Origin of the sequence: Lysinibacillus sp. NPDC093210, assembly GCF_044753985.1 — a bacterium.
In the GTDB taxonomy this organism is placed as follows: domain Bacteria; phylum Bacillota; class Bacilli; order Bacillales_A; family Planococcaceae; genus Lysinibacillus.
In genome coordinates, this window is sequence record NZ_JBIVOE010000003.1 from 332,778 (window position 1) to 352,223 (window position 19,446).

General features: G+C 35.7%; 24 protein-coding genes. 10 read left to right on the forward strand and 14 right to left on the reverse strand.

Features of this window, described 5'->3' with window-relative positions; translation table 11 throughout:
• Positions 1 to 53: 53 nt before the first annotated feature.
• Complete coding sequence (locus ACIP9C_RS10860; protein ID WP_401010446.1) at positions 54 to 590, reverse strand: hydrolase; 537 nt, start codon at positions 588 to 590, stop codon at positions 54 to 56.
• Positions 591 to 829: 239 nt separating this feature from the next.
• Between ACIP9C_RS10860 and serC the strand changes: the two genes are divergently transcribed.
• Positions 830 to 1,918 carry a 3-phosphoserine/phosphohydroxythreonine transaminase gene (serC, locus tag ACIP9C_RS10865; RefSeq protein WP_401010448.1) on the forward strand — a complete coding sequence of 363 codons (1,089 nt, stop codon included), beginning with the start codon at positions 830 to 832 and terminating at the stop codon, positions 1,916 to 1,918.
• 334 nt (positions 1,919 to 2,252) lie between these two features.
• A complete protein-coding gene (locus ACIP9C_RS10870; protein ID WP_401010450.1) occupies positions 2,253 to 2,588 on the forward strand; it encodes a hypothetical protein in 336 nt (111 codons plus the stop codon).
• Positions 2,589 to 2,658: 70 nt separating this feature from the next.
• Here the strand turns inward: ACIP9C_RS10870 and ACIP9C_RS10875 are convergent, their stop codons facing one another.
• The 3 genes from ACIP9C_RS10875 to ACIP9C_RS10885 are packed head-to-tail and all read right to left on the reverse strand — an operon-like array spanning position 2,659 to position 4,708.
• On the reverse strand, positions 2,659 to 3,087 hold the full coding sequence (locus ACIP9C_RS10875) for a Fur family transcriptional regulator (protein ID WP_401010452.1): 429 nt from the start codon (positions 3,085 to 3,087) through the stop codon (positions 2,659 to 2,661).
• Positions 3,084 to 3,947 (reverse strand): metal ABC transporter permease, encoded by an 864-nt coding sequence (locus ACIP9C_RS10880; protein WP_401010454.1) that lies wholly within the window; start codon positions 3,945 to 3,947, stop codon positions 3,084 to 3,086. Before ACIP9C_RS10880 ends, ACIP9C_RS10875 begins: the two co-directional genes overlap by 4 nt.
• A 14-nt stretch (positions 3,948 to 3,961) precedes the next feature.
• Entirely contained in the window at positions 3,962 to 4,708 is a 747-nt protein-coding gene (locus ACIP9C_RS10885) for a metal ABC transporter ATP-binding protein (protein ID WP_401010455.1), read from the reverse strand.
• Positions 4,709 to 4,816: 108 nt separating this feature from the next.
• On the opposite strand from ACIP9C_RS10885, the gene ACIP9C_RS10890 reads away from it, so the two are divergent.
• The 7 genes from ACIP9C_RS10890 (at position 4,817) to ACIP9C_RS10920 (ending at position 9,987) form a co-directional block, all read left to right on the forward strand.
• On the forward strand, positions 4,817 to 5,053 hold the full coding sequence (locus tag ACIP9C_RS10890; RefSeq protein ID WP_401010457.1) for an endonuclease IV: 237 nt from the start codon (positions 4,817 to 4,819) through the stop codon (positions 5,051 to 5,053).
• Positions 5,054 to 5,360: 307 nt separating this feature from the next.
• On the forward strand, positions 5,361 to 5,753 hold the full coding sequence (locus ACIP9C_RS10895) for a hypothetical protein (protein WP_401010459.1): 393 nt from the start codon (positions 5,361 to 5,363) through the stop codon (positions 5,751 to 5,753).
• 256 nt (positions 5,754 to 6,009) lie between these two features.
• Entirely contained in the window at positions 6,010 to 6,894 is an 885-nt protein-coding gene (locus ACIP9C_RS10900; RefSeq protein ID WP_401010460.1) for an NADH dehydrogenase FAD-containing subunit, read from the forward strand.
• Between the two features lie 132 nt (positions 6,895 to 7,026).
• Positions 7,027 to 7,920 carry an ABC transporter permease gene (locus tag ACIP9C_RS10905; protein WP_401010461.1) on the forward strand — a complete coding sequence of 298 codons (894 nt, stop codon included), beginning with the start codon at positions 7,027 to 7,029 and terminating at the stop codon, positions 7,918 to 7,920.
• A gap of 67 nt (positions 7,921 to 7,987) precedes the next feature.
• Positions 7,988 to 8,641: a hypothetical protein gene (locus ACIP9C_RS10910; protein ID WP_401010462.1), complete on the forward strand. Its 654-nt coding sequence runs from the start codon at positions 7,988 to 7,990 to the stop codon at positions 8,639 to 8,641.
• Positions 8,638 to 9,336, forward strand: a complete 699-nt coding sequence (locus ACIP9C_RS10915) for a hypothetical protein (protein WP_401010463.1) — start codon at positions 8,638 to 8,640, stop codon at positions 9,334 to 9,336. Before ACIP9C_RS10910 ends, ACIP9C_RS10915 begins: the two co-directional genes overlap by 4 nt.
• A gap of 12 nt (positions 9,337 to 9,348) precedes the next feature.
• Positions 9,349 to 9,987, forward strand: a complete 639-nt coding sequence (locus ACIP9C_RS10920; protein ID WP_401010466.1) for an ABC transporter ATP-binding protein — start codon at positions 9,349 to 9,351, stop codon at positions 9,985 to 9,987.
• Between the two features lie 267 nt (positions 9,988 to 10,254).
• On the opposite strand, the gene ACIP9C_RS10925 is transcribed toward ACIP9C_RS10920, so the two are convergent.
• From ACIP9C_RS10925 to ACIP9C_RS10965, 9 genes are all read right to left on the reverse strand, one after another.
• A complete protein-coding gene (locus tag ACIP9C_RS10925; RefSeq protein WP_401010468.1) occupies positions 10,255 to 10,449 on the reverse strand; it encodes a helix-turn-helix transcriptional regulator in 195 nt (64 codons plus the stop codon).
• Between the two features lie 15 nt (positions 10,450 to 10,464).
• Entirely contained in the window at positions 10,465 to 10,968 is a 504-nt protein-coding gene (locus ACIP9C_RS10930) for a DUF6773 family protein (RefSeq protein WP_401010469.1), read from the reverse strand.
• Between the two features lie 250 nt (positions 10,969 to 11,218).
• Complete coding sequence (locus ACIP9C_RS10935) at positions 11,219 to 11,569, reverse strand: VOC family protein (RefSeq protein WP_401010471.1); 351 nt, start codon at positions 11,567 to 11,569, stop codon at positions 11,219 to 11,221.
• 65 nt (positions 11,570 to 11,634) lie between these two features.
• The gene (locus ACIP9C_RS10940; protein ID WP_401010682.1) at positions 11,635 to 12,423 is read right to left on the reverse strand and encodes a lipid II flippase Amj family protein; all 789 of its coding nucleotides are present in this window, start codon (positions 12,421 to 12,423) and stop codon (positions 11,635 to 11,637) included.
• Between the two features lie 118 nt (positions 12,424 to 12,541).
• On the reverse strand, positions 12,542 to 13,843 hold the full coding sequence (locus ACIP9C_RS10945; protein WP_401010473.1) for an alpha/beta hydrolase family protein: 1,302 nt from the start codon (positions 13,841 to 13,843) through the stop codon (positions 12,542 to 12,544).
• Positions 13,844 to 14,017: 174 nt separating this feature from the next.
• Positions 14,018 to 14,452: a DUF3021 family protein gene (locus ACIP9C_RS10950; protein WP_401010475.1), complete on the reverse strand. Its 435-nt coding sequence runs from the start codon at positions 14,450 to 14,452 to the stop codon at positions 14,018 to 14,020.
• 12 nt (positions 14,453 to 14,464) lie between these two features.
• Positions 14,465 to 14,935 (reverse strand): LytTR family DNA-binding domain-containing protein, encoded by a 471-nt coding sequence (locus tag ACIP9C_RS10955; RefSeq protein WP_401010476.1) that lies wholly within the window; start codon positions 14,933 to 14,935, stop codon positions 14,465 to 14,467.
• 212 nt (positions 14,936 to 15,147) lie between these two features.
• Positions 15,148 to 16,041, reverse strand: a complete 894-nt coding sequence (locus ACIP9C_RS10960) for a deoxyribonuclease IV (RefSeq protein ID WP_340823679.1) — start codon at positions 16,039 to 16,041, stop codon at positions 15,148 to 15,150.
• Positions 16,042 to 16,053: 12 nt separating this feature from the next.
• Entirely contained in the window at positions 16,054 to 17,355 is a 1,302-nt protein-coding gene (locus ACIP9C_RS10965) for a DEAD/DEAH box helicase (protein WP_340823678.1), read from the reverse strand.
• Positions 17,356 to 17,654: 299 nt separating this feature from the next.
• On the opposite strand from ACIP9C_RS10965, the gene ACIP9C_RS10970 reads away from it, so the two are divergent.
• On the forward strand, positions 17,655 to 18,710 hold the full coding sequence (locus tag ACIP9C_RS10970) for a 2,3-butanediol dehydrogenase (RefSeq protein WP_401010684.1): 1,056 nt from the start codon (positions 17,655 to 17,657) through the stop codon (positions 18,708 to 18,710).
• A 91-nt stretch (positions 18,711 to 18,801) separates the two neighbouring features.
• Here ACIP9C_RS10970 and kdpC read toward each other — a convergent pair whose 3' ends face one another.
• Positions 18,802 to 19,443: a K(+)-transporting ATPase subunit C gene (kdpC, locus tag ACIP9C_RS10975; RefSeq protein WP_401010479.1), complete on the reverse strand. Its 642-nt coding sequence runs from the start codon at positions 19,441 to 19,443 to the stop codon at positions 18,802 to 18,804.
• Positions 19,444 to 19,446 lie beyond the last annotated feature (3 nt).

Consider the following 19,446-nt stretch of genomic DNA (forward strand, 5'->3'; position numbering starts at 1 on the left):
CACCCTAGCCTATATCGACACTCTAAAACGCATCGTCTTGTTGCGATTTTTTGTTATTTAATAAGTTGTAGCACCGTTTTAAAATGTGTATGATCTGCTCTTTGTAAAAGCTCATATAAAATCATCTCAGTGCTCGTTGGTAAAATGCCTAATGCCTTCATTTTATCTATTCCTATTTCCTTATTGGCTTTAGTACGAGAAGATACAGCATCAACAACTACCTCAACTTCAAACCCCTGCTCCTTCAATTGTCTTGCTGTTTGATAGACACAAATGTGCGTTTCAATACCCGTTACAATAAATTGCGTACGTCCACTCGCTTTAACTGCCTCAATGAACTCTTCTTCTTGGCATGCACTAAAAGCCATTTTAGCAATTGGATTCCCTTGAAGATGCTTTGCGATTTCTAGTGCAGTACCACCTAATCGACTTGGATTTTGTTCCAACCATAATACCGGAACATCCAGTGCTTGCATACCTTGTACAAGTTTTGACACATTTTGAATAACTGTTTCGCTGTCATCTACAATCGTTGCCAACTTTCCTTGCACATCCACGACAATTAGACTTGCTTGGTCTACTGTAAACATAAAAACACCCCTTTTCATTACTTAACGATAGTATACCGAAATTTCTTTGTCTATGTAGTATTTCAGAAAAATGCATCAAGCGAATCATGATTTGTGTGCGAATTGTGTGCGTGCCTGACACTAAAATGCTCATTTTCATCCTACATAAATAAAATATTGAGAATTTTGTTTTTTCTCTTGAAAATTAAGTTATAATCCAGTAAAGTGCTTTTATTAAACAAAACAAGGAGTGTACCACTTTGACACAACGTGCATACAATTTTAACGCAGGTCCTTCTGCACTACCGCTAGAAGTTTTAGAAAATGCTCAACAACAATTAGTAAACTTCCGTAATTCAGGTATGTCTATTATGGAAATGAGCCACCGTAGTGCAATTTTTGACGAAGTACATAATGAAGCAATTGCTCTATTAAAAAAACTTTATGCAATTCCAGAAAACTATGAGGTACTATTTTTACAAGGTGGGGCAAGCCTGCAATTCACAATGGTGCCGATGAACTTCCTTCAAGCAGATAAAAAAGCAAGTTACGTTTTATCTGGTTCATGGGCTGAAAAGGCATTCAAAGAAGCAAAATTATTCGGTACTCCTGTTGAAGCAGCAAGCACAAAGGAAAATAAATATCGCAACATTCCAGCATTATCAGATATTCAGTTTAATGAAGATGATGCATATGTGCACATCACATCAAACAATACTATTTACGGTACACAATGGAAGGAATTCCCTGAAACAGGCAATGTTCCTTTAGTAGCAGATATGTCGAGTGACATTTTATCTAAACCTGTTGACATCAGCAAATTTGGTATCATTTATGCTGGTGCGCAAAAAAACCTTGGTCCTTCTGGTGTAACTGTCGTTATTATTCGTAAAGACTTATTAGAAAAAGCGAACAAAGACATTCCAACAATGCTAAAGTATACAACACATACTGATGGTAACTCGTTATACAATACGCCACCAACATTTGGTATTTATATGTTAGGTGAAGTATTAAAATGGGTAGATGCTAAAGGTGGCGTTGAGGCAATAGCGAAACTTAATGAAGCAAAAGCGCAAGTAATTTACGATGCGATTGATAACAGTAATGGCTTTTACACTGGTCATGCAACGCCTGAAAGTCGTTCATTAATGAACATCACATTCCGCGTCGCTGATGAAGAACTAGAAAAACAATTCCTTGCAGAAGCAAAAGCAGCTGGATTTATTGGACTAAATGGTCACCGCTCAGTAGGCGGTTGCCGTGCATCAACATATAATGCTGTTCCATTAGAAACTTGTGAAGCACTACGCGACTTTATGGTAGCATTCCAACAAAAACACCAATAATAATATTCAACGACGAATGATTGCTTAAAACAGCATCATTCGTCGTTTTTTTTGAAGCAATGGCATGTTTGCTCCCCTCTATAATTTATATGTACTGTCTTCTTCTAAAAATTCTTTCTATTTTCCCAATGATAGACTTCTATCTCTATGACAATGCCATTGGTACAAACATACATTTACAAAATAAAATAAACTTACAAAGCATTTTATTAAAGAAAAAAATAGTTTTTTTAGTGTCTATCGGACATATTACCAACCTCCTTGCTTTTACAAAACATAGATTATAAGTGTAAGGCAATAGCTTTACATTAATTATAGAAAGGAGGTAGTATCAATGGAAGATAGACGATATGTTACGCATATGAATTGGGCTCCTTGTAAATGTCATAAACCTTGTAACTGTCACCAAAAGAAACAACATGAGTGCAAAGAAGAAAAAGGTCATAAACCAATGAATCACTGCAGAAGCTGTATCTGTGAGCAATTAAAATGTTTAGAAGTTGGCACTGTAATAGATGTTTTCTTAACAGGCGGCCTTAGTTTCCTTGGTTTGACTTTCGTGAGCTTTAATGCAAGAAATTGCTGTGCTTATTTCCTAGAAGCAGGTTCTACAACACCACTTATTATTGACTGTAAAAAAATAGATGCTATCCGTATTGTAAGAAGATAGTAATAGTCTTCTTATGCCCTTTCCTTCTAACATTACTCCTTCACAATAAATAAGAAAACCCTGTCAAATATTAATTTGACAGGGTTTCATGTTTACAATCTGGACATTTACCGTATATTTCAAATTTATGATTTTCGATTTCATAATCAGGAAGCTTTTCACCAAGCATCTCCATTGGACAAAGATTGAGCTCTTTCACATTGCCACAATCCATACATATGAAATGATGGTGATGATGTTCAGACTCACAATGCATGCGAAAATTTCGTTCGCCGGATAACTCCGTTTCTTCTAATATGCCAAGCTTAACAAACGTTGAGAGATTGCGATAGATTGTATCGAAACTCATACCTGGGAAATCTTTTTTCAGCACATCTAATAAATCTCGAGCGGTTAAATATTTATCCGTCTCTGCAAACATATTTAAAATTAACTCACGTTTATCTGTTTTTTTATAGCCGTTTTCTTTTAAAATTTCCCACGCTCTTGAAATATTCACTGTGCTGCCTCCCCTTGTTTTGCTGATAGCTTTAACATCGTTTTCTTACCTATGATTACAAGTAATAAGATAAGAATTGAAGTCACTACAATTGTACCACCTGGTGCTAAATCTAAGTAAAATGCACTTACTAATCCAATTAACACAGCTACCTCTCCAAATACAATTGCATAAATAATCGTTTGCTTAAAGCCCTTTGCAAGACGCATTGCTGCGGCAACCGGCAATGTCATTAAAGAAGATACAAGTAAAATGCCCACGATGCGCATACTTGCTGCAATGACAAGCGCTGTTACGATCATAAACAACAGATGGACCCACCGTGCCGGTAGACCACTGGCTTTCGCATATTCCTCATCAAAAGATAGCACAAAAAGTTCTTTAAAGAATAAAAATAAAAAGATAATAACTACAATAGCAATGCCAATCACGACCCATAAATCCTGCCTTGAGACAGCCGAAACTGAGCCAAATAAATAACTCATTAAATCGGTACTAAAGCCACTCGCGAGTGAGATAAAAATCGCGCTAATCCCAATTCCACCAGACATAATAATCGGTATGGCAAGCTCTTCATAGTGCTTATACAGTCGACGTAAGCGCTCAATTAATATTGAACCACTAACTGAGGCAACAATGCCAAGGTAAATAGGGTTGAGCATTGCAAATGCAGAAATAGACTGACTTACATACAAGCTACCAGCAATACCCGCAAGTGTAACATGGGATAAAGCATCTGCAATTAATGATAGTCTGCGAACTACTATAAATACACCTAGTAAAGGTGCAATGATGCCAATCAATAAGCCAGAGAAAAAGGCATTTTGTAAAAACTCATAGTGTAAAATTGCTTCAATCATTGTGCCTTCTCCTTCTAATGAATCTTTCTCACGGAATGGCCGTACCAAGCGTCAAGCGCATCCTGAGAAATAGAATCAAATTCGTCTTTGTAACCGTGGAAATGAATCGTTTGGTTGAGGCAAGCAACATGGCTAATGCGGTTGGATACTGTATCAACATCATGAGTGACAAGAATCATCGTAATTCCTTGTTCCCTATTTAAATTCGCCAGCATATCATAAAAGGACTGCACATTCTCGTGATCGATGCCGACAGTCGGTTCATCCAGTATCAGTAATCTTGGCTCACTTACTAAAGCTCGAGCAATAAAGACACGCTGTTGTTGTCCACCAGACAGTTCTCCGATATTTTGATTCATAAAGGCGTCCATTCCGACTGCCTTTAATGCCTCATACACTTTGTTTTTGACATCTTTTGTAGGACGTTTAAATAGCCCTAATTTTTTTGTTAGTCCACTGATGACTACTTCTTGTACAGTCGCTGGAAAACCAGAATTGAAGGCATTAGATTTTTGGGAAACGTAGCCTATCCATTCACGATGTTTAAACGTTGTACTAGGCTCTCCAAACAACTTTATTTCACCAGACATCGGTTTTAATAAACCTAAAATAATTTTTAGTAACGTTGATTTTCCTGAGCCATTAGGACCTAGGAGTGCTAAAAAATCTCCTTCTTCCACACGAAACGAGATATTTTTCAATACTTGTGTATAGTCATATTGAAATGACACATTATCAATGTCAATTAATGTTTTTTTCATGCATGATCGCTTCTTTCTAATTCAAAATCATTACGATTTACAAGTTGTAAGTATAAATGAATGTGCATTGTTTGTAAAGAAAACAAAACTTAAAAGGAGGGATTGGTTGTGAGTATTCAATTTTTACAGCAATTATCTCAAAGTACAGATAAAGAAGTAGTTGCCATTGCACGTGCCGAAGGTTTTGAAATTAGCACGTCGGAAGTGAAAAAGCTTCGACCTTATCTAGAGCAATTCTCATTTTCATGGCTCTTTTTAGGTATTCCAAAAGATGTTTTAAGTGAAGTGGAAGCCGTTCTCGGAAGAAAACGTTCTCGTCAGCTTATTGCACTATTTACTAAATAATCGTAAGGAAAAAGCCCGAAAGTCACTTTTGACTTTCGGGCTTTTGTATGGCTATTTGTGCAAATTCTATCAAAATATCGGTCCTAATATAGCCTTCCAAAACCTACCTATTTTTTAAAAATTTTTTGAATTTTTATGTAAAAATTTTGGTTTACTTTGCAAAAAAATATTGAAATTTAAAAATTTTAAATTTTATAATAATTGATAATTAGAGAATGCAGTAATCTATGACCTGTTTTTTTTTGCTTAGTTGTGGTGTTGACTTTGGTTTATTCTCATCAAAATACAATGAAGGAGTTGGTTTTTTATGAAGAAAAGACTAGCAACAACAGTTTGTGCTTTAGGTTTATTGGTTAGTGCAGGTATAGCAAGTGCAGGGACGAGTGCTATCACCTATGCGAAGGAATTGCCGAGGTTTTCTGCGAACATATATTTAGCAACAGGGACAAAGGACAATAATAGTCAATCAAAAGTTGAAAACTCTATAGTTGGCGGTAATTACACAGCAAGTATGTGGATTAGAGATGCTAAGGGGAAAAAGGTCTCTTCAACGGTTACACAGGTTAATGATAATACTACACATTTCTTTACAGTAGATCAAAGTGCTGTAGGTAACGATGTAAATCTTGTTGCAGAAAATAACAAAAGCGTACATGTTAAAGTAGAAATTGCAGGAAGCTTTTATCCAGACACAAGATAAAATGCACATGCTTTCCGACAAATAGGAATTAAAAATAGGTAAAATCAATTCCGTTTAATAGAAATTAATAAAAGTTAACCCTAACGAAATAACCGTATAAATTTTACTGATTACGCATGAAAAACTATTAGAAAGAAAATTCATTGTGGTTTATTGTCTTTTGATAAAACATCATTGTAATTCTTTAATCTATCGTCTAGATGGGGTTGTCTATTCAAGGATTAGGACAACCCTGTCTTTGAATAGGAGGATATCAATGCTTATTGAGTACAAAAAACTATTTAAAAATAAAAACTTTTATCTTAGTGGTTGTACATTAGTCCTTATTGTTGTGAGTGCAGTGCTTATAGGTGTAACAGAACATAACGAAGAGTATCGATTAACAGAGAGGATTTATAATCAACACTATGAAAAACATATTGTAGAGAATGTGCTAATTTTTGTTTCTCCACATAAACAATGGCTAGGTTTTACTAATAATTTCGCATCTCAATTGTATTATTTAATATTTCCATTGTTGATTTCTATTGCACTTGCGGACTCAATTTTTCGTGAAAGAAAAAGCGGCTATCAACATTTTATCTTTATGCGGATGGATAGACGAAAATATTACATAGCAAAGTTTGCTACTACTTTTTCTACTGCTTTTTTTATGTTCGTACTACCTCTATGTTTGGGTGTAATACTTGTTAACTTGTTTACAAATCACTGGGATTATACATCTTATGCCACTAGCTATAAAGGTTTAGTAAATGGAACAATTTATCTTCCTGATACTATATTTCAAGGAGATATCCGTTCTCTTTTTTCGGATTTATTAAGCATATCACCCTATTTATACACTGTAGTTTTTTATATTATAGGAGGATTATTTGCTAGTGCATATGTTTGCATGGGGCTAGCGTTTTCCATGTTTATTAAAAATTATTATTTACTAATATTTACGCCGCAAATAATCTATACAAGTCTATGGTTTTTAGCTGTAGAAGAACCCGCATTAGCTCCATTTTTCTTTATAAGTCCTAGCCCTGGAGTTGTTGGTGTTTCTCTCTCGATAATAGTTAGTGAATTTTTGCTTCAAATATTATTTACACTTGTAATTTACTTCATTGGTATTAGGAAACACGCTGATGTTTTATAGTTTATTAAATATCCCTAAACTATAAAAGAAATTTCATTATGATTTTGGTAATACAAATCATTGTTTGTTTTCTATAGTCTAGATATAGTTGTCTTCTCTAGAGTAATCCTGTTTTTGAATAGGAGGATATCAATGCTTATTGAATATAAAAAACTGTTTAAAAATAAAAACTTTTATCTTAGTGTTTGTGCATTAATACTGCTTGTTGTGATTGCTGTCGTAATAGGTCTGAACGAACATAACGAAGAGTATTTATTAACTGAACGAATTTATAGCCAATACTATGAAGAAGATATTGTAGAAGATGTGCTTATTTTCATTTCCCCGCATAAACAATGGCTTGGTTTCACCAATAATTTTCCATCTGATTTGTATTATTTTCTTTATCCATTGTTGATTTCAATTGCACTCGTGGATTCCATTTATCGCGAAAGAAAAAGTGGCTATCAACATTTTATTTTTATGCGCATTGATAGACGGAAATATTACACTTCAAAGTTTGCTACTACTTTTCTAACTGCCTTTTTTATGTTCGTACTGCCACTCTGTTTAGGGGTAGTACTTGTTAATCTATTTACGCATCATTGGGACTATACAGCCTATGCCAATGTTTATAAAGCGTTTGTAGAAGGGACTTTGGCAATACCAGATAATGCTATAAGTGTTTTTAAAGGCGATATTCAACCTCTTTTTTCGGATTTACTAAGCATGTCTCCATATGCATATGTTGCTGTATTTTATATTATCGGAGGATTGTTTGCTAGTGCGTATGTTTGTATGGGACTAGCCCTATCTATGTTTATTAAAAATTATTATTTATTAATTTTTATGCCGCAAATTATTTATACTAGCCTTTGGTTTTTAGCTGCCAATAACCCAAAATGGGCTCCATTTTACTTTTTAGCTCCGGAAGGGATACATGGAGACAACTCCATCTCTATTATGATTATCGAATTTCTGTTGCAATTATTACTTACATTTGCCATTTACGTCATTGGCATGAGGAAACATGATGATGTTTTATAAGTATTGCTCCTATTGTCTACAGGATATTCGCTTGAAAAAATTGCTCTTTTGGATTGTGGCATGTTTTATGATAACGTTACATTTACTTGAGGTATTGCCTTTTATGTCAGTGGCAACAAGATGGCATACGCTGAAAGACTTTATATTAGCCTCTCTTTATGAGTATTTCTATATTCCTATTTTTTTAATATTATTAGCGCCTTTTTCATCTAAAAATAATGATTGGCTATTGCTTAGAAGATTTCGTCACCGACAGCAATTTGCCACTTATAAAATTTGCTTTGTGTTTATCGTGACTGCCTTTTTTACTACAGTTGTTTTCGGCAGTAGTATGTTGAGCACAGCGCTAGCGAAGTGGCTATTCTACCCCTATATCACAAATTACAGTGCCCTATTATTATATGTGCCTGAGCCTAAAAAAAACGGTTCATTGCTTTACTTTATCTATATGTTTTATTGTATTACGGCTATTTTTGGTTTGCTTTATATCGTCTTGCAACAACTTTTCAAAAATAACTTTATTAGTGCAATTGTAGTTATGATTCTTGGCATGTTGGATCGATATATAGAGCACTTTGTGTATATTGCCTTTCATAAAAGTGAATTAACGTCACCTATAAGTACATTCTTTATACTAATTGCCTTTATGGTATTGCTAATCAATGCCATTCATTATTTAGTTAATAAACTAGACTTTTACGTGCGAGATGATGATTCATGACGACATTTTCGTTAGAGTGGAAACTACTGCGAGAAGATGTTCTTAAAATTAGTTGTATTTGTATTGTCTATCCATTGTTAACTACTCTATTGCTACTCTATATGACATCACTTTTTGATGGCATGACATTGCGCCAAGCATTTACTGCCCTTTTGGGACAAGTGGAGGAACTTACTTGGATGTACTGGACTTTGCTATGGTTTGGTTATGTGCTTTTAATTCAAATTATTTGGAAGCCTCGCTCCACTTCTTTTTCATACAACATGCTATTACGCTATCCGACAAAAAGCTGGTTTTGGCTTAATCGGCTGCTAATCCTACTTATATTCACTGCATGCTATGTCGCAATGACTTATATCATGAGCTTTTTGCTTTTTTTAAAAGCTCACGTGACGCTACAATTTGATATTTTGATTGTGCTACAGGCATTAATGCTATGTATCAATATGTACTGTCAAGCATTGCTATGGAAAATAATCGAATTATTGCTGTCAGGTAAAATTGCGTCTGTGCTACTGATTGTTCTATTTTTTGCGGGTATTAAGCAATCCGCTCCTTATATTCCTTTCTACTATGGGTTAATGGGAAATTTCGACGCAAACATGTTCGCTATCATTTTAGTGATAGAAGGGCTAGTTATTTGTCTTATGTGTCTTTTGATTGTTCGAATCGGCTTAAAAAATGATTACTTATAGGGAGGTCGTGCTATGTCCATTGAAGTATCAAACGTTTCCAAAGTGATAAAAAAACGCACGGTGCTACAAAATATTAATTTCCAGCTAGAGCGTGGGAAAATCTATGGCTTTGTTGGTCATAACGGTTCAGGGAAATCGATGTTATTTCGCGTTATTTGTGGCTTAGTAAAACCGAGTGTCGGAACCGTAAAATTATTCGGGGATGTGTTACATCGAGATATTTCATTTCCTAAAAGTGCAAGTGTTATTCTTGAAAAACCAGGATTTTTAGAGCATTATTCAGGGTTTTCCAACTTGAATTTTTTAGCATCAATACGTAAGCAAATTACTGACCAAGAGATAAAAGCGGCGATATCAAAAGTAGGTTTAGATCCCGAAGATAAACGCCCTGTTAAAGCATACTCTCTTGGGATGAAGCAAAAACTAGCGATCGCTCAAAGCATTATGGAAAGACCAGAATTAATTTTACTAGATGAGCCAATGAATGCTTTGGACGAAGATTCTGTCCAAAATGTTTATAACATTATTAACGCCGAGAAACAGCGAGGTGCTACCATATTATTAACTTCACATAATAAAATCGATATTGAGTCTCTATGTGATCAAGTATATAGGCTGCAAGAAGGCGTGTTAACGAAAAGTCCCGTCTAACTTAATCTTTCATTTGGGCTAAGCCAATTCCTTAGCCGGAGGGCGGGCGACTCCTGTGGGAACGCACGCATTGTAAGACGCAACAATCCGCGCGCTAGCGAGGGTTGCGGCTTACAGTGTGCCCGCGGAAAGCGACAGCCCGTAGCGGAAATCCACCGCAGTATTTATCTTTTGTTTGAACACAATTGCAGTAATTTTAACTTTTGTTTTCCCTCAAATATAGTAAAACCTCCACTTTGACAAAGTTCAAAATGGAGGTTTTCTTTCTTACTCTTCCCAAAACAATTCATCTAACGTTTTATTTAATGTTTTACAGATTGCAAGACATAAGTTTAATGTCGGATTATATTTACCTACTTCAATTAAGCCGATCGTTTGTCGAGTAACCCCTACTTTTTGTGCTAAATCTTCTTGTGACAGATCATGTTCTATTCGAGCCATTTTTAAACGGATATTTTTCATGCTTATCACCACTTGTTAATCTTCTAAATTTTTTTGTACGACTTGATCACTTTTCTTTTTTGCAGCCATATATGATAATCCCAAAAACCCTGCAAAAAATGGCACATATATAAGTAGAGATACTAAAAATACAACGAAGAAATATTCTATTGCTTGTTGTGTACTGTCTGCGTAGTTAAATGCACTGTTAAGTCCTAAAATAATTGCAAAAACTAAACCAAATACAACACCAAAAAGTACATTTTTTGTTCCTAATTTGACTTTGCTATTACTATCGTGAACCTCTATTTCATCAGTCAAAATGCCAAGATAAGCCGTTCTAACATAATAATAAACAGATGATATAAATATAATCAACCACTCTGTTAATACATTATCCAAGGACACGCCCATTTTAAAGAATTTTATTAGGATGGATATTGAACATACAATCATGACCAATACATAAACTTCTTTGTATATTTTATTTTGTAAATTTTTCACACGTTCATCAACTTGCTTCTTTTGTCTTGCAGCCATAATTTGCCTCCATTCGTTTTATTAATTTTATTATATAAAACAACATTGCTTTTTGCAATATATAAATTGCATTAAGTTAATTATAATTTACAAAATGCAAAATGGGTTCTTCTAAAGACATGAAAAAGGCACATCCTCTTGTGGAAAATGTGCCTTTTTCATTGATGCCAATCATATATATACTAATTATTGGTCTTGATTAAAAAAACAGAGAACCCAAATAAATGTTTCTCTGTTTTTTTATTTTCGATTACTTCTCCCATAGCTCTATACGTCTGCCTTCAGGATCTTCAATCCAAATAAACTTGCCAAATTCACTCACTTCTTTTTCCTTTACAAGCGGAACACCCATTTTTTCTAGATGTTTAATGCTGTCCTCAATATTTTCTACTTGAAAGTTTAGCATCACTTGTTGTGCTAGTGGAAAATAGCCGTCATCTTGAGAAAAGAGCGAAAAAATCGTTTCGTTCCCTTCTTGCGGCTTAATAATGGTACCATTCCACTCGTTAATATCCATATTGAGCACTTCCCTGTACCATTTTTTTATGTCCTCTATACTTCTGGTTCTCCAAAAGATTCCGCCAAAGCCCTTTATATTCATAAAAGTCACCCTTCCTATTCATCATATTTAAATTCTCGTTTTATATTCGAATTCCTTCTTAGCGATTAAGTAATTAGCTTCGCAAACCAAGCAACATAATGTGCCCCAGGTATAAATAAAACTTGCGCCAAAATCGTTCCTAAAAATCTGGATGTCATCATCATAACTGATGCTCTTTTTAAATCTAAATAGCTTCCCCGCTTATTGATCACATCATCAGCCAGTATTGAAATTTTAGGATCAATAAAAATTATTAACAGAATCGTCGCCATACCATTGATTAGTCCAGACGCCATAACAGCAGTGTTACTTAATTCCGGTACTAATAACCCAGCATATAAAGCTGATAAAACACCGATCGTATAGATTGCAGTAATTACAATGTTAATAACAAATAATTTTACTGGAATATCTCGTAAGCCTATTCCCTTTAAATACGAGAAACTTGGCTTACGAATATGTTTAATTCCACGTCTTACATATTCAAGCGTAAATCCCTTTTTCAATAAAGCTGGGATCGAACCTCTTTCCTCAGCCAAATGGATTATCCCTCGCGAAAAGATGGCTACGAACGTTGGCAGTAATAATATCCCTAGTAGAGTTCCTATCGATGCCGCTCCAATAATAATGCGATACTGGTTTTCTACAAAGGCTAACGCATTGTCAGCGGGAGCTGTATCCACCAAACTTCCTGTAAACGGTTGTTGCATCATATTGGCTAGCCTCGAAACCATTACCATTACATTAAAAAGCGATAAAGCTGAAGCTAGCAACCTTACACGTGCTCCTGATAAACGTACAGCATACGCAAGTGTTTCGATTGAATGAATGATTAGAATAAATAAAGCAATCATAATTAATTTTTCTGTTACAATTTCCACTCTCTATACCTACTCTTAACTTTCCAGTTATTTCACATGTAGACGTTTGATGTCCAAAATAGTTCCGCATACTACATGCTATTGAAAAAATTCAATATGTCTCTTTAGGAGTAAAGTGGCCAATGCCTTTTAATTCAAAGTCAAAAAAGTTAAGAATGAGTTCATTTTCAGTTTCAATTGCGTAATATTTATCAATGTCCGCTTTTCCACCTTGCAACATATTTGCAAGTATAGGAGAGAAAAGTGGTAAATCAGTTAAGCTTAAATGTTTTGCTCCTTGAAAGTGAACGGTATATGCATTTTTAAAATGAATATTGTCCGGTTTGTTCGCTATATAAATGGAGTTGCTGTCGAGTTGCTTCCAAACATCGTCCGAATAAATATTAAGTAGTGGTGTTGTATAGTCTTCCCGTCTTGCCACAAAATCATCAATTTCTTTCTTATAAACTAGCTCACTGAAGAATGGGGCGTCGATATTGACAACTGCCTGAACATCTTTACGTTCTCCGCCAAGCGAAACACTTGCAGCACCCCCCATTGAATGTCCAAACACACCTATTTTCTCTATATCGATAGCTTGATACAGGGGATCATTGTCACTTTTAGTTTTTGAACGTATTGTATCAATCACAAAATTCATATCGTCTGTTCGCAGCTTCATCCATTTTTGAATAAGACCATAGACTTCTTCATTCGTGTATATGCCTTCTTTATTTGAATTACTTACTTCACTGTTAAAACCTTTATCAATAAATACTTTTGCTCCATTAACTGAAACCGTATAAAAAGAATGGTACGGATGGTCGAGTGAAACGACTACATATCCATGACTTGCAAGTTCAGTATAGGTAGACGTATTACTTGTTTTTATACCATTTGCACCATGTGAGAACACTAGGAGTGGATACGATTTATCGGTATTTTTTGGATACCAAAACTCCACATTAACAAATCGGTTGTCACCTTTATCAGTAAATTCCTCCATACGATTTTTGTCATTATATGTGTAAGTAGCTGTTGCGACTTGATATGTGCCAGTCACTTTTGGTGATTTATACTGAGGAAAAACAATTGCAGGTGCACATGCTATGCTCAGTACCAATATCGTTACAATAGTTTTCCATATTATAGATGAAGTTTTGTATTGCCTATTTCTCTTGTTATACAAAAGAGAACTCATTCCCATTACTGCGAAAATGAAAAGTACAATTGTAAGTATTACCCAGCTAAAATTCCAATCTATTACCGATGAAAGAAGAAGCATTACAAAAGCAATAAATACAGCAACCCTTACCCAATTCTTCAGTTTTTTATGGTTTAGCTTTGTCGCCATACAGTAAATAGCAAACGCAATCTCGAAAATCAACATGATTAATAATAATAAAGTCCCCATAGTCGTTACCCCTTCTTCCAAATAATTTTTCATGAACTCATCATAAAAAATCGATGAAGGGAAGTATATAGAAAAACAGTAAGTTGTATCTATAAGCAAATAAGATGTAAAAAAGCAGTAAGCTATATGCTTACCGCTAACTATTTTGTTGCAGACAACTGCTAATTTATTATTTTATTGGATACTGTCTTTTTTTAATGCCTTAAGTTTTTCGTTCATTTTTTTTGCCTCTTTTTTATCATTATTCCATGACAGTAGACGAACAAAAATATAGATGAATGCAATTTGTAGTACCAAAATAATGAGCTCTGTTGCATTGTTTACAATATCCAAGCCACAAGCGAGGGCAATCAATAATAGTTCCAGTGTGAAAAAGTGAAGAACAATTCTTATACGCATTTTCGTCTCACTTATATCATGAGCTAGATACAACATTAATCCTAATAATGCACTTAAAAATGAAAATGCCATAATAATATAGATTGATATTAAATCAAAAGCTAATTCAGGATAAAAGATTTGCCGTAAAATAGTAATAATAATGATGACGGATGCGAAGATGGTTAAGAAATCTTTAACGATCTTTTGCACAATTTCGAAAAACTTCATATTAACCCCCTATTACAATCCTAGCATTTTTTTTAGGACAGGCACATACTGTCTTGATACAACAAGACGTTCCCCATTATCAAGTACCGCTACGAATCGGCCACTTATAGACGGATGAATTGATGCAATTTTAGCTATATTTACTATGGTTGATTTGGATGCCCGAAAACAATGAACTTCTTTGTATACCTCTTCTAATTCATATAGCTTATGCTTTACCTCAAAAACGTTATCCTTGCAGTAACTAAAAACCTTTCCATCAACTGCTTCGAAATAATAGATGTCTCTCACATTAATTCGATGAACGCCTTCATTTTGATAACCAAGTATCATAGGCGTTTCAGTTTTCAGCTTATTAACAATTTCGAGTATTTCTTCATCTACCTCATGGCACCTAATAAGTATTTCTTCTATCAGTTCTTTACTTATTTCTTCTATTGAAATTTTCATAAGATCATCCTCTAAAAGTGCTGTGTCTTTCAAATTGTCTCATTTTAATATATCAGTTTACAATACAATTTTAACGAATGCCTTCACACAGTAAACAAATCAAAGAATATTACCTCGATTTGTTCAGAATATTTTTACGGATTACTATAGCGTCTTAGAAAGTGGAAAGAGCTTATTTCCATGTTACATTACTAAAAAAATACCGTAGACAAACACAAATTTCTTTGCGTTTGTCTACGGTTTGACTATCCTCGTAGAGCGTCAATAAGCTCAGGTTTATATTCGCCACTACGTAACATTTCAATTTCATATTTATAAGGTGCTGTTTTTGATTTAGCATCACTATTTAATGCAACAAATGGTGTTTCTAATATTTTAGGCACGTCCATCAATTGAGGATGGTGGACTACGTATTTTAAAGCATCAAATCCGATATGCCCAAAGCCAATATTTTCGTGACGGTCTTTCCCTGCACCACGAACGTTTTTAGAATCATTTATATGAAGGACCTTAATACGATCCACACCGATAATCTTATCGAACTCGTTTAACACCCCATCAAAATCTTCGACAATATTGTAGCCCGCATCATGCGTATGGCATGTATCAAAGCATACAGAAAGTCGTTCATTATGTGTAACACCATCAATAATTTTGGCAAGTTCATCAAAAGAACGCCCACACTCTGTTCCCTTACCTGCCATTGTTTCTAATGCAATTTGCACGGGAAAGTCTTGTGAAAGCACTTCATTTAAACCTTCTATAATTTTGGCAATCCCTGCATCTGCTCCAGCGCCTACATGTGCACCAGGATGTAAAACAATTTGTGTTGCTTCCAATGCAGCAGTGCGCTCAATTTCTGATTGTAGGAAATCTACACCAAGACGGAAGGTTTCAGGTTTTTCAGTGTTTGCAATATTTATAATATATGGGGCGTGCACGACAATATTTGTCATACCATGCTCTTTCATGTGTAATAGACCATTCATAATATTAAGATCTGCAATTGGTTTTCGACGCGTGTTTTGTGGAGCACCCGTGTAAATCATAAAGGTGTTAGCACCATAAGAAAGAGCTTCTTTACTAGAGCCGAGCAGCATTTCTTTACCGCTCATTGAAACATGTGAGCCAAGTAACATATATATGCCTCCTTATTTTTTGCCGCGTGCTTTTATGCGACGTTCGCGTTTTTTAATTTTTTCCATTTCCCATTTCATATTACGTTTGTAACCTGGTTTTACTTTTTTCGGCTTACGCACTAAAGATTTTGCTTTTACATCAATTTCATTTTCGTGCTTCACTCGGTTTTTACGCGCATGACGTTCTTTTAGTTCAGACCATTCACCATCTTTGACATCCTTTTGTTCAAACGGAATACCCATTTTCTCAATGCGCGCTAATGCGTCCTCGTCTGAAGGCTCAAATAATGTAATTGCCGTTCCTTTATTGCCTGCACGTGCTGTTCGTCCAACACGGTGAATAAAGAATTCTAGATCTTCTGGAATTTCATAGTTAATGACATGTGAAATTCCTTGAATGTCGATACCACGCGCAGCAAGATCTGTTGCCACGATATATTGAAACTCTAAATCGCGAACTTGCTTCATCATTTTTTTACGATCACGAGGGGTTAAATCACCATGAATTTGACCACAGCGAATCCCTTGCTCGTTTAAATAGCCCGCAACATGCTCTGCATTTTTACGTGTATTAGTAAAAATGACCGCTAAAAACGGGTTAATGCCTTCAATGACATCAAGTAAACGTTTGTTGCGTGATTTCGAACGAACAGGCACAAGCACAAAATCAATACCTTCTGCTACTGGACGTTTATCGTTCATATGAATGTGCACAGGAGCTTCCATGTATTTTTTTAGGAATGGCTGTAGACGTTCTGGAATTGTTGCTGAGAACACGAACATTTCGAGCTTTTCTGGCATTTGAGAAGCAAAGCCGTCAATTTCTTCGATAAAGCCCATATCGAATGCTAGGTCCGCTTCGTCCACAACTAAAATTGGTGCCGTATGCACAAATAACGCTTGAGCTGAAACAAGATCACGAATACGTCCTGGTGTACCAACAACGATTTGTGGTTGCGTTTTTAACTTATCAATGGAGCGTTGTTTGTCCGTACCCCCAATAAATAATTTCGCTTGAATCTCTGTTCCTTCTATTAATTGATTTAACGCATCAAAAATTTGTTGTGCAAGCTCGCGTGTTGGCGAAGTAATAACAGCTTGTACTTCTTGCTTGTCAACTTGAATGCGTTGCACGATTGGAATAAGGAAACTATGCGTTTTCCCTGTCCCTGTATGTGCTTGACCAATCGCACTTTTCCCTTTAAGTATTAGCGGGATAATTTCCTTTTGTATTGGTGTTGGTTCTGTGAAGCCAAGCTTTGCAATTGCGTCCTGCAAAAATGGCTGAAAATTATAATCAGTATATTTTGACATAATTCGTTCCTCCTTACATCTTTCCCATTGTACCATGATTCGGCCTTTTAGGTATGTTTCCGTACCATTAACATAAGCATTTACAATATTCTCTTGTTTTTTTCATCGATGCAACGCTAACCCTTAACAAACTTACTTTAATTGCGGCTATTATGCAATGAAAAATGTAAAGTGTGAATAATGCAAAAAAAACAATAGACTTTTCATCTTTTTTATGTCGATTTTTATCCAACTAATGATTTGAATATTTTCCACATGATAAAATAAAACATCAAATATTATAAGGAGGTTGCTAGATGATGAAAGCAGCTAGATGGTATAAAGCAAGAGATATCCGTGTTGAAAATATTGAAGAGCCTACCATTGCACCTGGAAAAGTAAAAATTAAAGTACATTGGGCAGGAATTTGTGGCAGCGATTTACATAGGTATACAGTTGGACCCATCTTTATTCCAGTCAAACAACCCCATTATGATAGAAATGATACTTATCCACTTATTATGGGTCATGAGTTTTCAGGCGAGGTAGTAGAGGTTGGCGCAGGGGTCACAAAGGTAAAAATCGGTGATGCAGTCGTAATCGAACCTATTCTAGCCTGTGGTGAATGCGCTGCTTGTAGGAAGGGAAAGTATAATATTTGTAAGCACCTTGGTTTCCACGGACTTTCCGGTGGCGGCGGTGGCTTTTCACAATATACAATGGTAGATGACCTGATGGTGCACAAAATGCCAGATGGCCTATCCTATGAACAAGGTGCGCTTGTAGAACCAGCAGCGGTCGCTTTACACGCAGTGCGTCAAAGTAAATTAAAAGCTGGTGATAAAGCTGCTGTTTTTGGAACAGGGCCAATTGGTCTCCTTGTGATTGATGCATTACGGGCATCTGGAGCGTCCGAAATTTACGCTGTGGAACTTTCAGCCGAACGTGCTGCAAAAGCGATGGAATTGGGCGCAACCGCTGTTATTAATCCAAAGGAAGAGGATGCAGTTGGGCGTATACGTGCTTTAACAGATGGTGGTGTCGATGTAGCATTTGAAGTAACAGGCGCTCCAGCCGTTTTACAACAAGCCATTGACTCCACTACTTTTGAAGGCGAAACAATAATCGTTTCTATTTGGGAGTCTGTCGCGTCTATACAGCCTAACATTATTGTTCGTTCAGAGCGCACCGTAAAAGGAGTTATGGCTTATCGTGATGTCTTCCCATCCGTAATGGAGTTAATGACAAGAGGTTACTTCCCAGCAGACAAGCTTGTTACAAAGCGCATCGGGCTCAATGATATTGTTACAGAAGGCTTTGAAGCGTTACTGAAGGAGAAAAATCATATTAAAATTCTTGTTAACGCACAAGGATAAAACTCCGCTTCATTTCTTTTACAAGCAGATAGAGAAAATTATGCTATGCCCTTTACTCTATCTGCCTTTTTAACTTAATGCTTTCTATCGCCTATTCGTATTGCTTCATCTTTTGGAAAATATCCAAATTAGCCATTAAAAAGTTTACTTTCTCTTCTCCAAATACTCCGAGCGCGCGTCCTTCTGTATTAACCTCCACAATTTCTTCAATTTCCTTCACTGACAGCCCGCTTGCATTTGCAATTCGGTTAATTTGAATTTGTGCTGCTTGCACACTAATATGTGGATCTAAACCTGACCCTGAGGCTGTCATTAAATCAGCAGGAATGTCTTGTTGTTTTACTGTTGGATTCGCCTCTAAAAATGATTGAATGTCTTCATCTATTCGTTTTATTAATTCTGGATTGGACGGTGCATAGTTGAAGGTTCCTGAGCTAACTCCTCCATAAACAGTTGCACCACGTTCATCTGGTACAATATCTTCCTTTGCATAAACATTATAATGAATAGAAGAAACACGTCCCACAAAAAATGCTGGTGATGTAAAGGCTTGCCCTAGCAGTTCTGAACCAACAGCTTTGCCATCAACTTCAACAATGCTTCCATTTGCCTGCTTATTAAATAGCCCTTGTGCAATGCCAGTCACAGTAAAAGGATAAATCAAACCGCATACTACAAACATTGTTAATGATACAAATAATGCTTGCTTTGCGCTATTCCAAAATCTTTTCATGTC

Coding starts and splice junctions, on each gene's coding strand:
- ACIP9C_RS10895 (WP_401010459.1), top strand. CDS start 5,361: ATGAAGAAAAGACTAGCAACAACAGTTTGTGCTTTAGGTTTATTGGTT.
- ACIP9C_RS10905 (WP_401010461.1), top strand. CDS start 7,027: ATGCTTATTGAATATAAAAAACTGTTTAAAAATAAAAACTTTTATCTT.
- ACIP9C_RS10935 (WP_401010471.1), bottom strand. CDS start 11,569: ATGAATATAAAGGGCTTTGGCGGAATCTTTTGGAGAACCAGAAGTATA.
- ACIP9C_RS10870 (WP_401010450.1), top strand. CDS start 2,253: ATGGAAGATAGACGATATGTTACGCATATGAATTGGGCTCCTTGTAAA.
- ACIP9C_RS10940 (WP_401010682.1), bottom strand. CDS start 12,423: ATGATTGCTTTATTTATTCTAATCATTCATTCAATCGAAACACTTGCG.
- ACIP9C_RS10950 (WP_401010475.1), bottom strand. CDS start 14,452: ATGAAGTTTTTCGAAATTGTGCAAAAGATCGTTAAAGATTTCTTAACC.
- ACIP9C_RS10965 (WP_340823678.1), bottom strand. CDS start 17,355: ATGTCAAAATATACTGATTATAATTTTCAGCCATTTTTGCAGGACGCA.
- ACIP9C_RS10970 (WP_401010684.1), top strand. CDS start 17,655: ATGAAAGCAGCTAGATGGTATAAAGCAAGAGATATCCGTGTTGAAAAT.
- ACIP9C_RS10945 (WP_401010473.1), bottom strand. CDS start 13,843: ATGGGGACTTTATTATTATTAATCATGTTGATTTTCGAGATTGCGTTT.
- ACIP9C_RS10885 (WP_401010455.1), bottom strand. CDS start 4,708: ATGAAAAAAACATTAATTGACATTGATAATGTGTCATTTCAATATGAC.
- ACIP9C_RS10880 (WP_401010454.1), bottom strand. CDS start 3,947: ATGATTGAAGCAATTTTACACTATGAGTTTTTACAAAATGCCTTTTTC.
- kdpC (WP_401010479.1), bottom strand. CDS start 19,443: ATGAAAAGATTTTGGAATAGCGCAAAGCAAGCATTATTTGTATCATTA.
- ACIP9C_RS10915 (WP_401010463.1), top strand. CDS start 8,638: ATGACGACATTTTCGTTAGAGTGGAAACTACTGCGAGAAGATGTTCTT.
- ACIP9C_RS10960 (WP_340823679.1), bottom strand. CDS start 16,041: ATGTTACTTGGCTCACATGTTTCAATGAGCGGTAAAGAAATGCTGCTC.
- ACIP9C_RS10860 (WP_401010446.1), bottom strand. CDS start 590: ATGTTTACAGTAGACCAAGCAAGTCTAATTGTCGTGGATGTGCAAGGA.
- ACIP9C_RS10900 (WP_401010460.1), top strand. CDS start 6,010: ATGCTTATTGAGTACAAAAAACTATTTAAAAATAAAAACTTTTATCTT.
- ACIP9C_RS10920 (WP_401010466.1), top strand. CDS start 9,349: ATGTCCATTGAAGTATCAAACGTTTCCAAAGTGATAAAAAAACGCACG.
- ACIP9C_RS10910 (WP_401010462.1), top strand. CDS start 7,988: ATGATAACGTTACATTTACTTGAGGTATTGCCTTTTATGTCAGTGGCA.
- ACIP9C_RS10930 (WP_401010469.1), bottom strand. CDS start 10,968: ATGGCTGCAAGACAAAAGAAGCAAGTTGATGAACGTGTGAAAAATTTA.
- ACIP9C_RS10925 (WP_401010468.1), bottom strand. CDS start 10,449: ATGAAAAATATCCGTTTAAAAATGGCTCGAATAGAACATGATCTGTCA.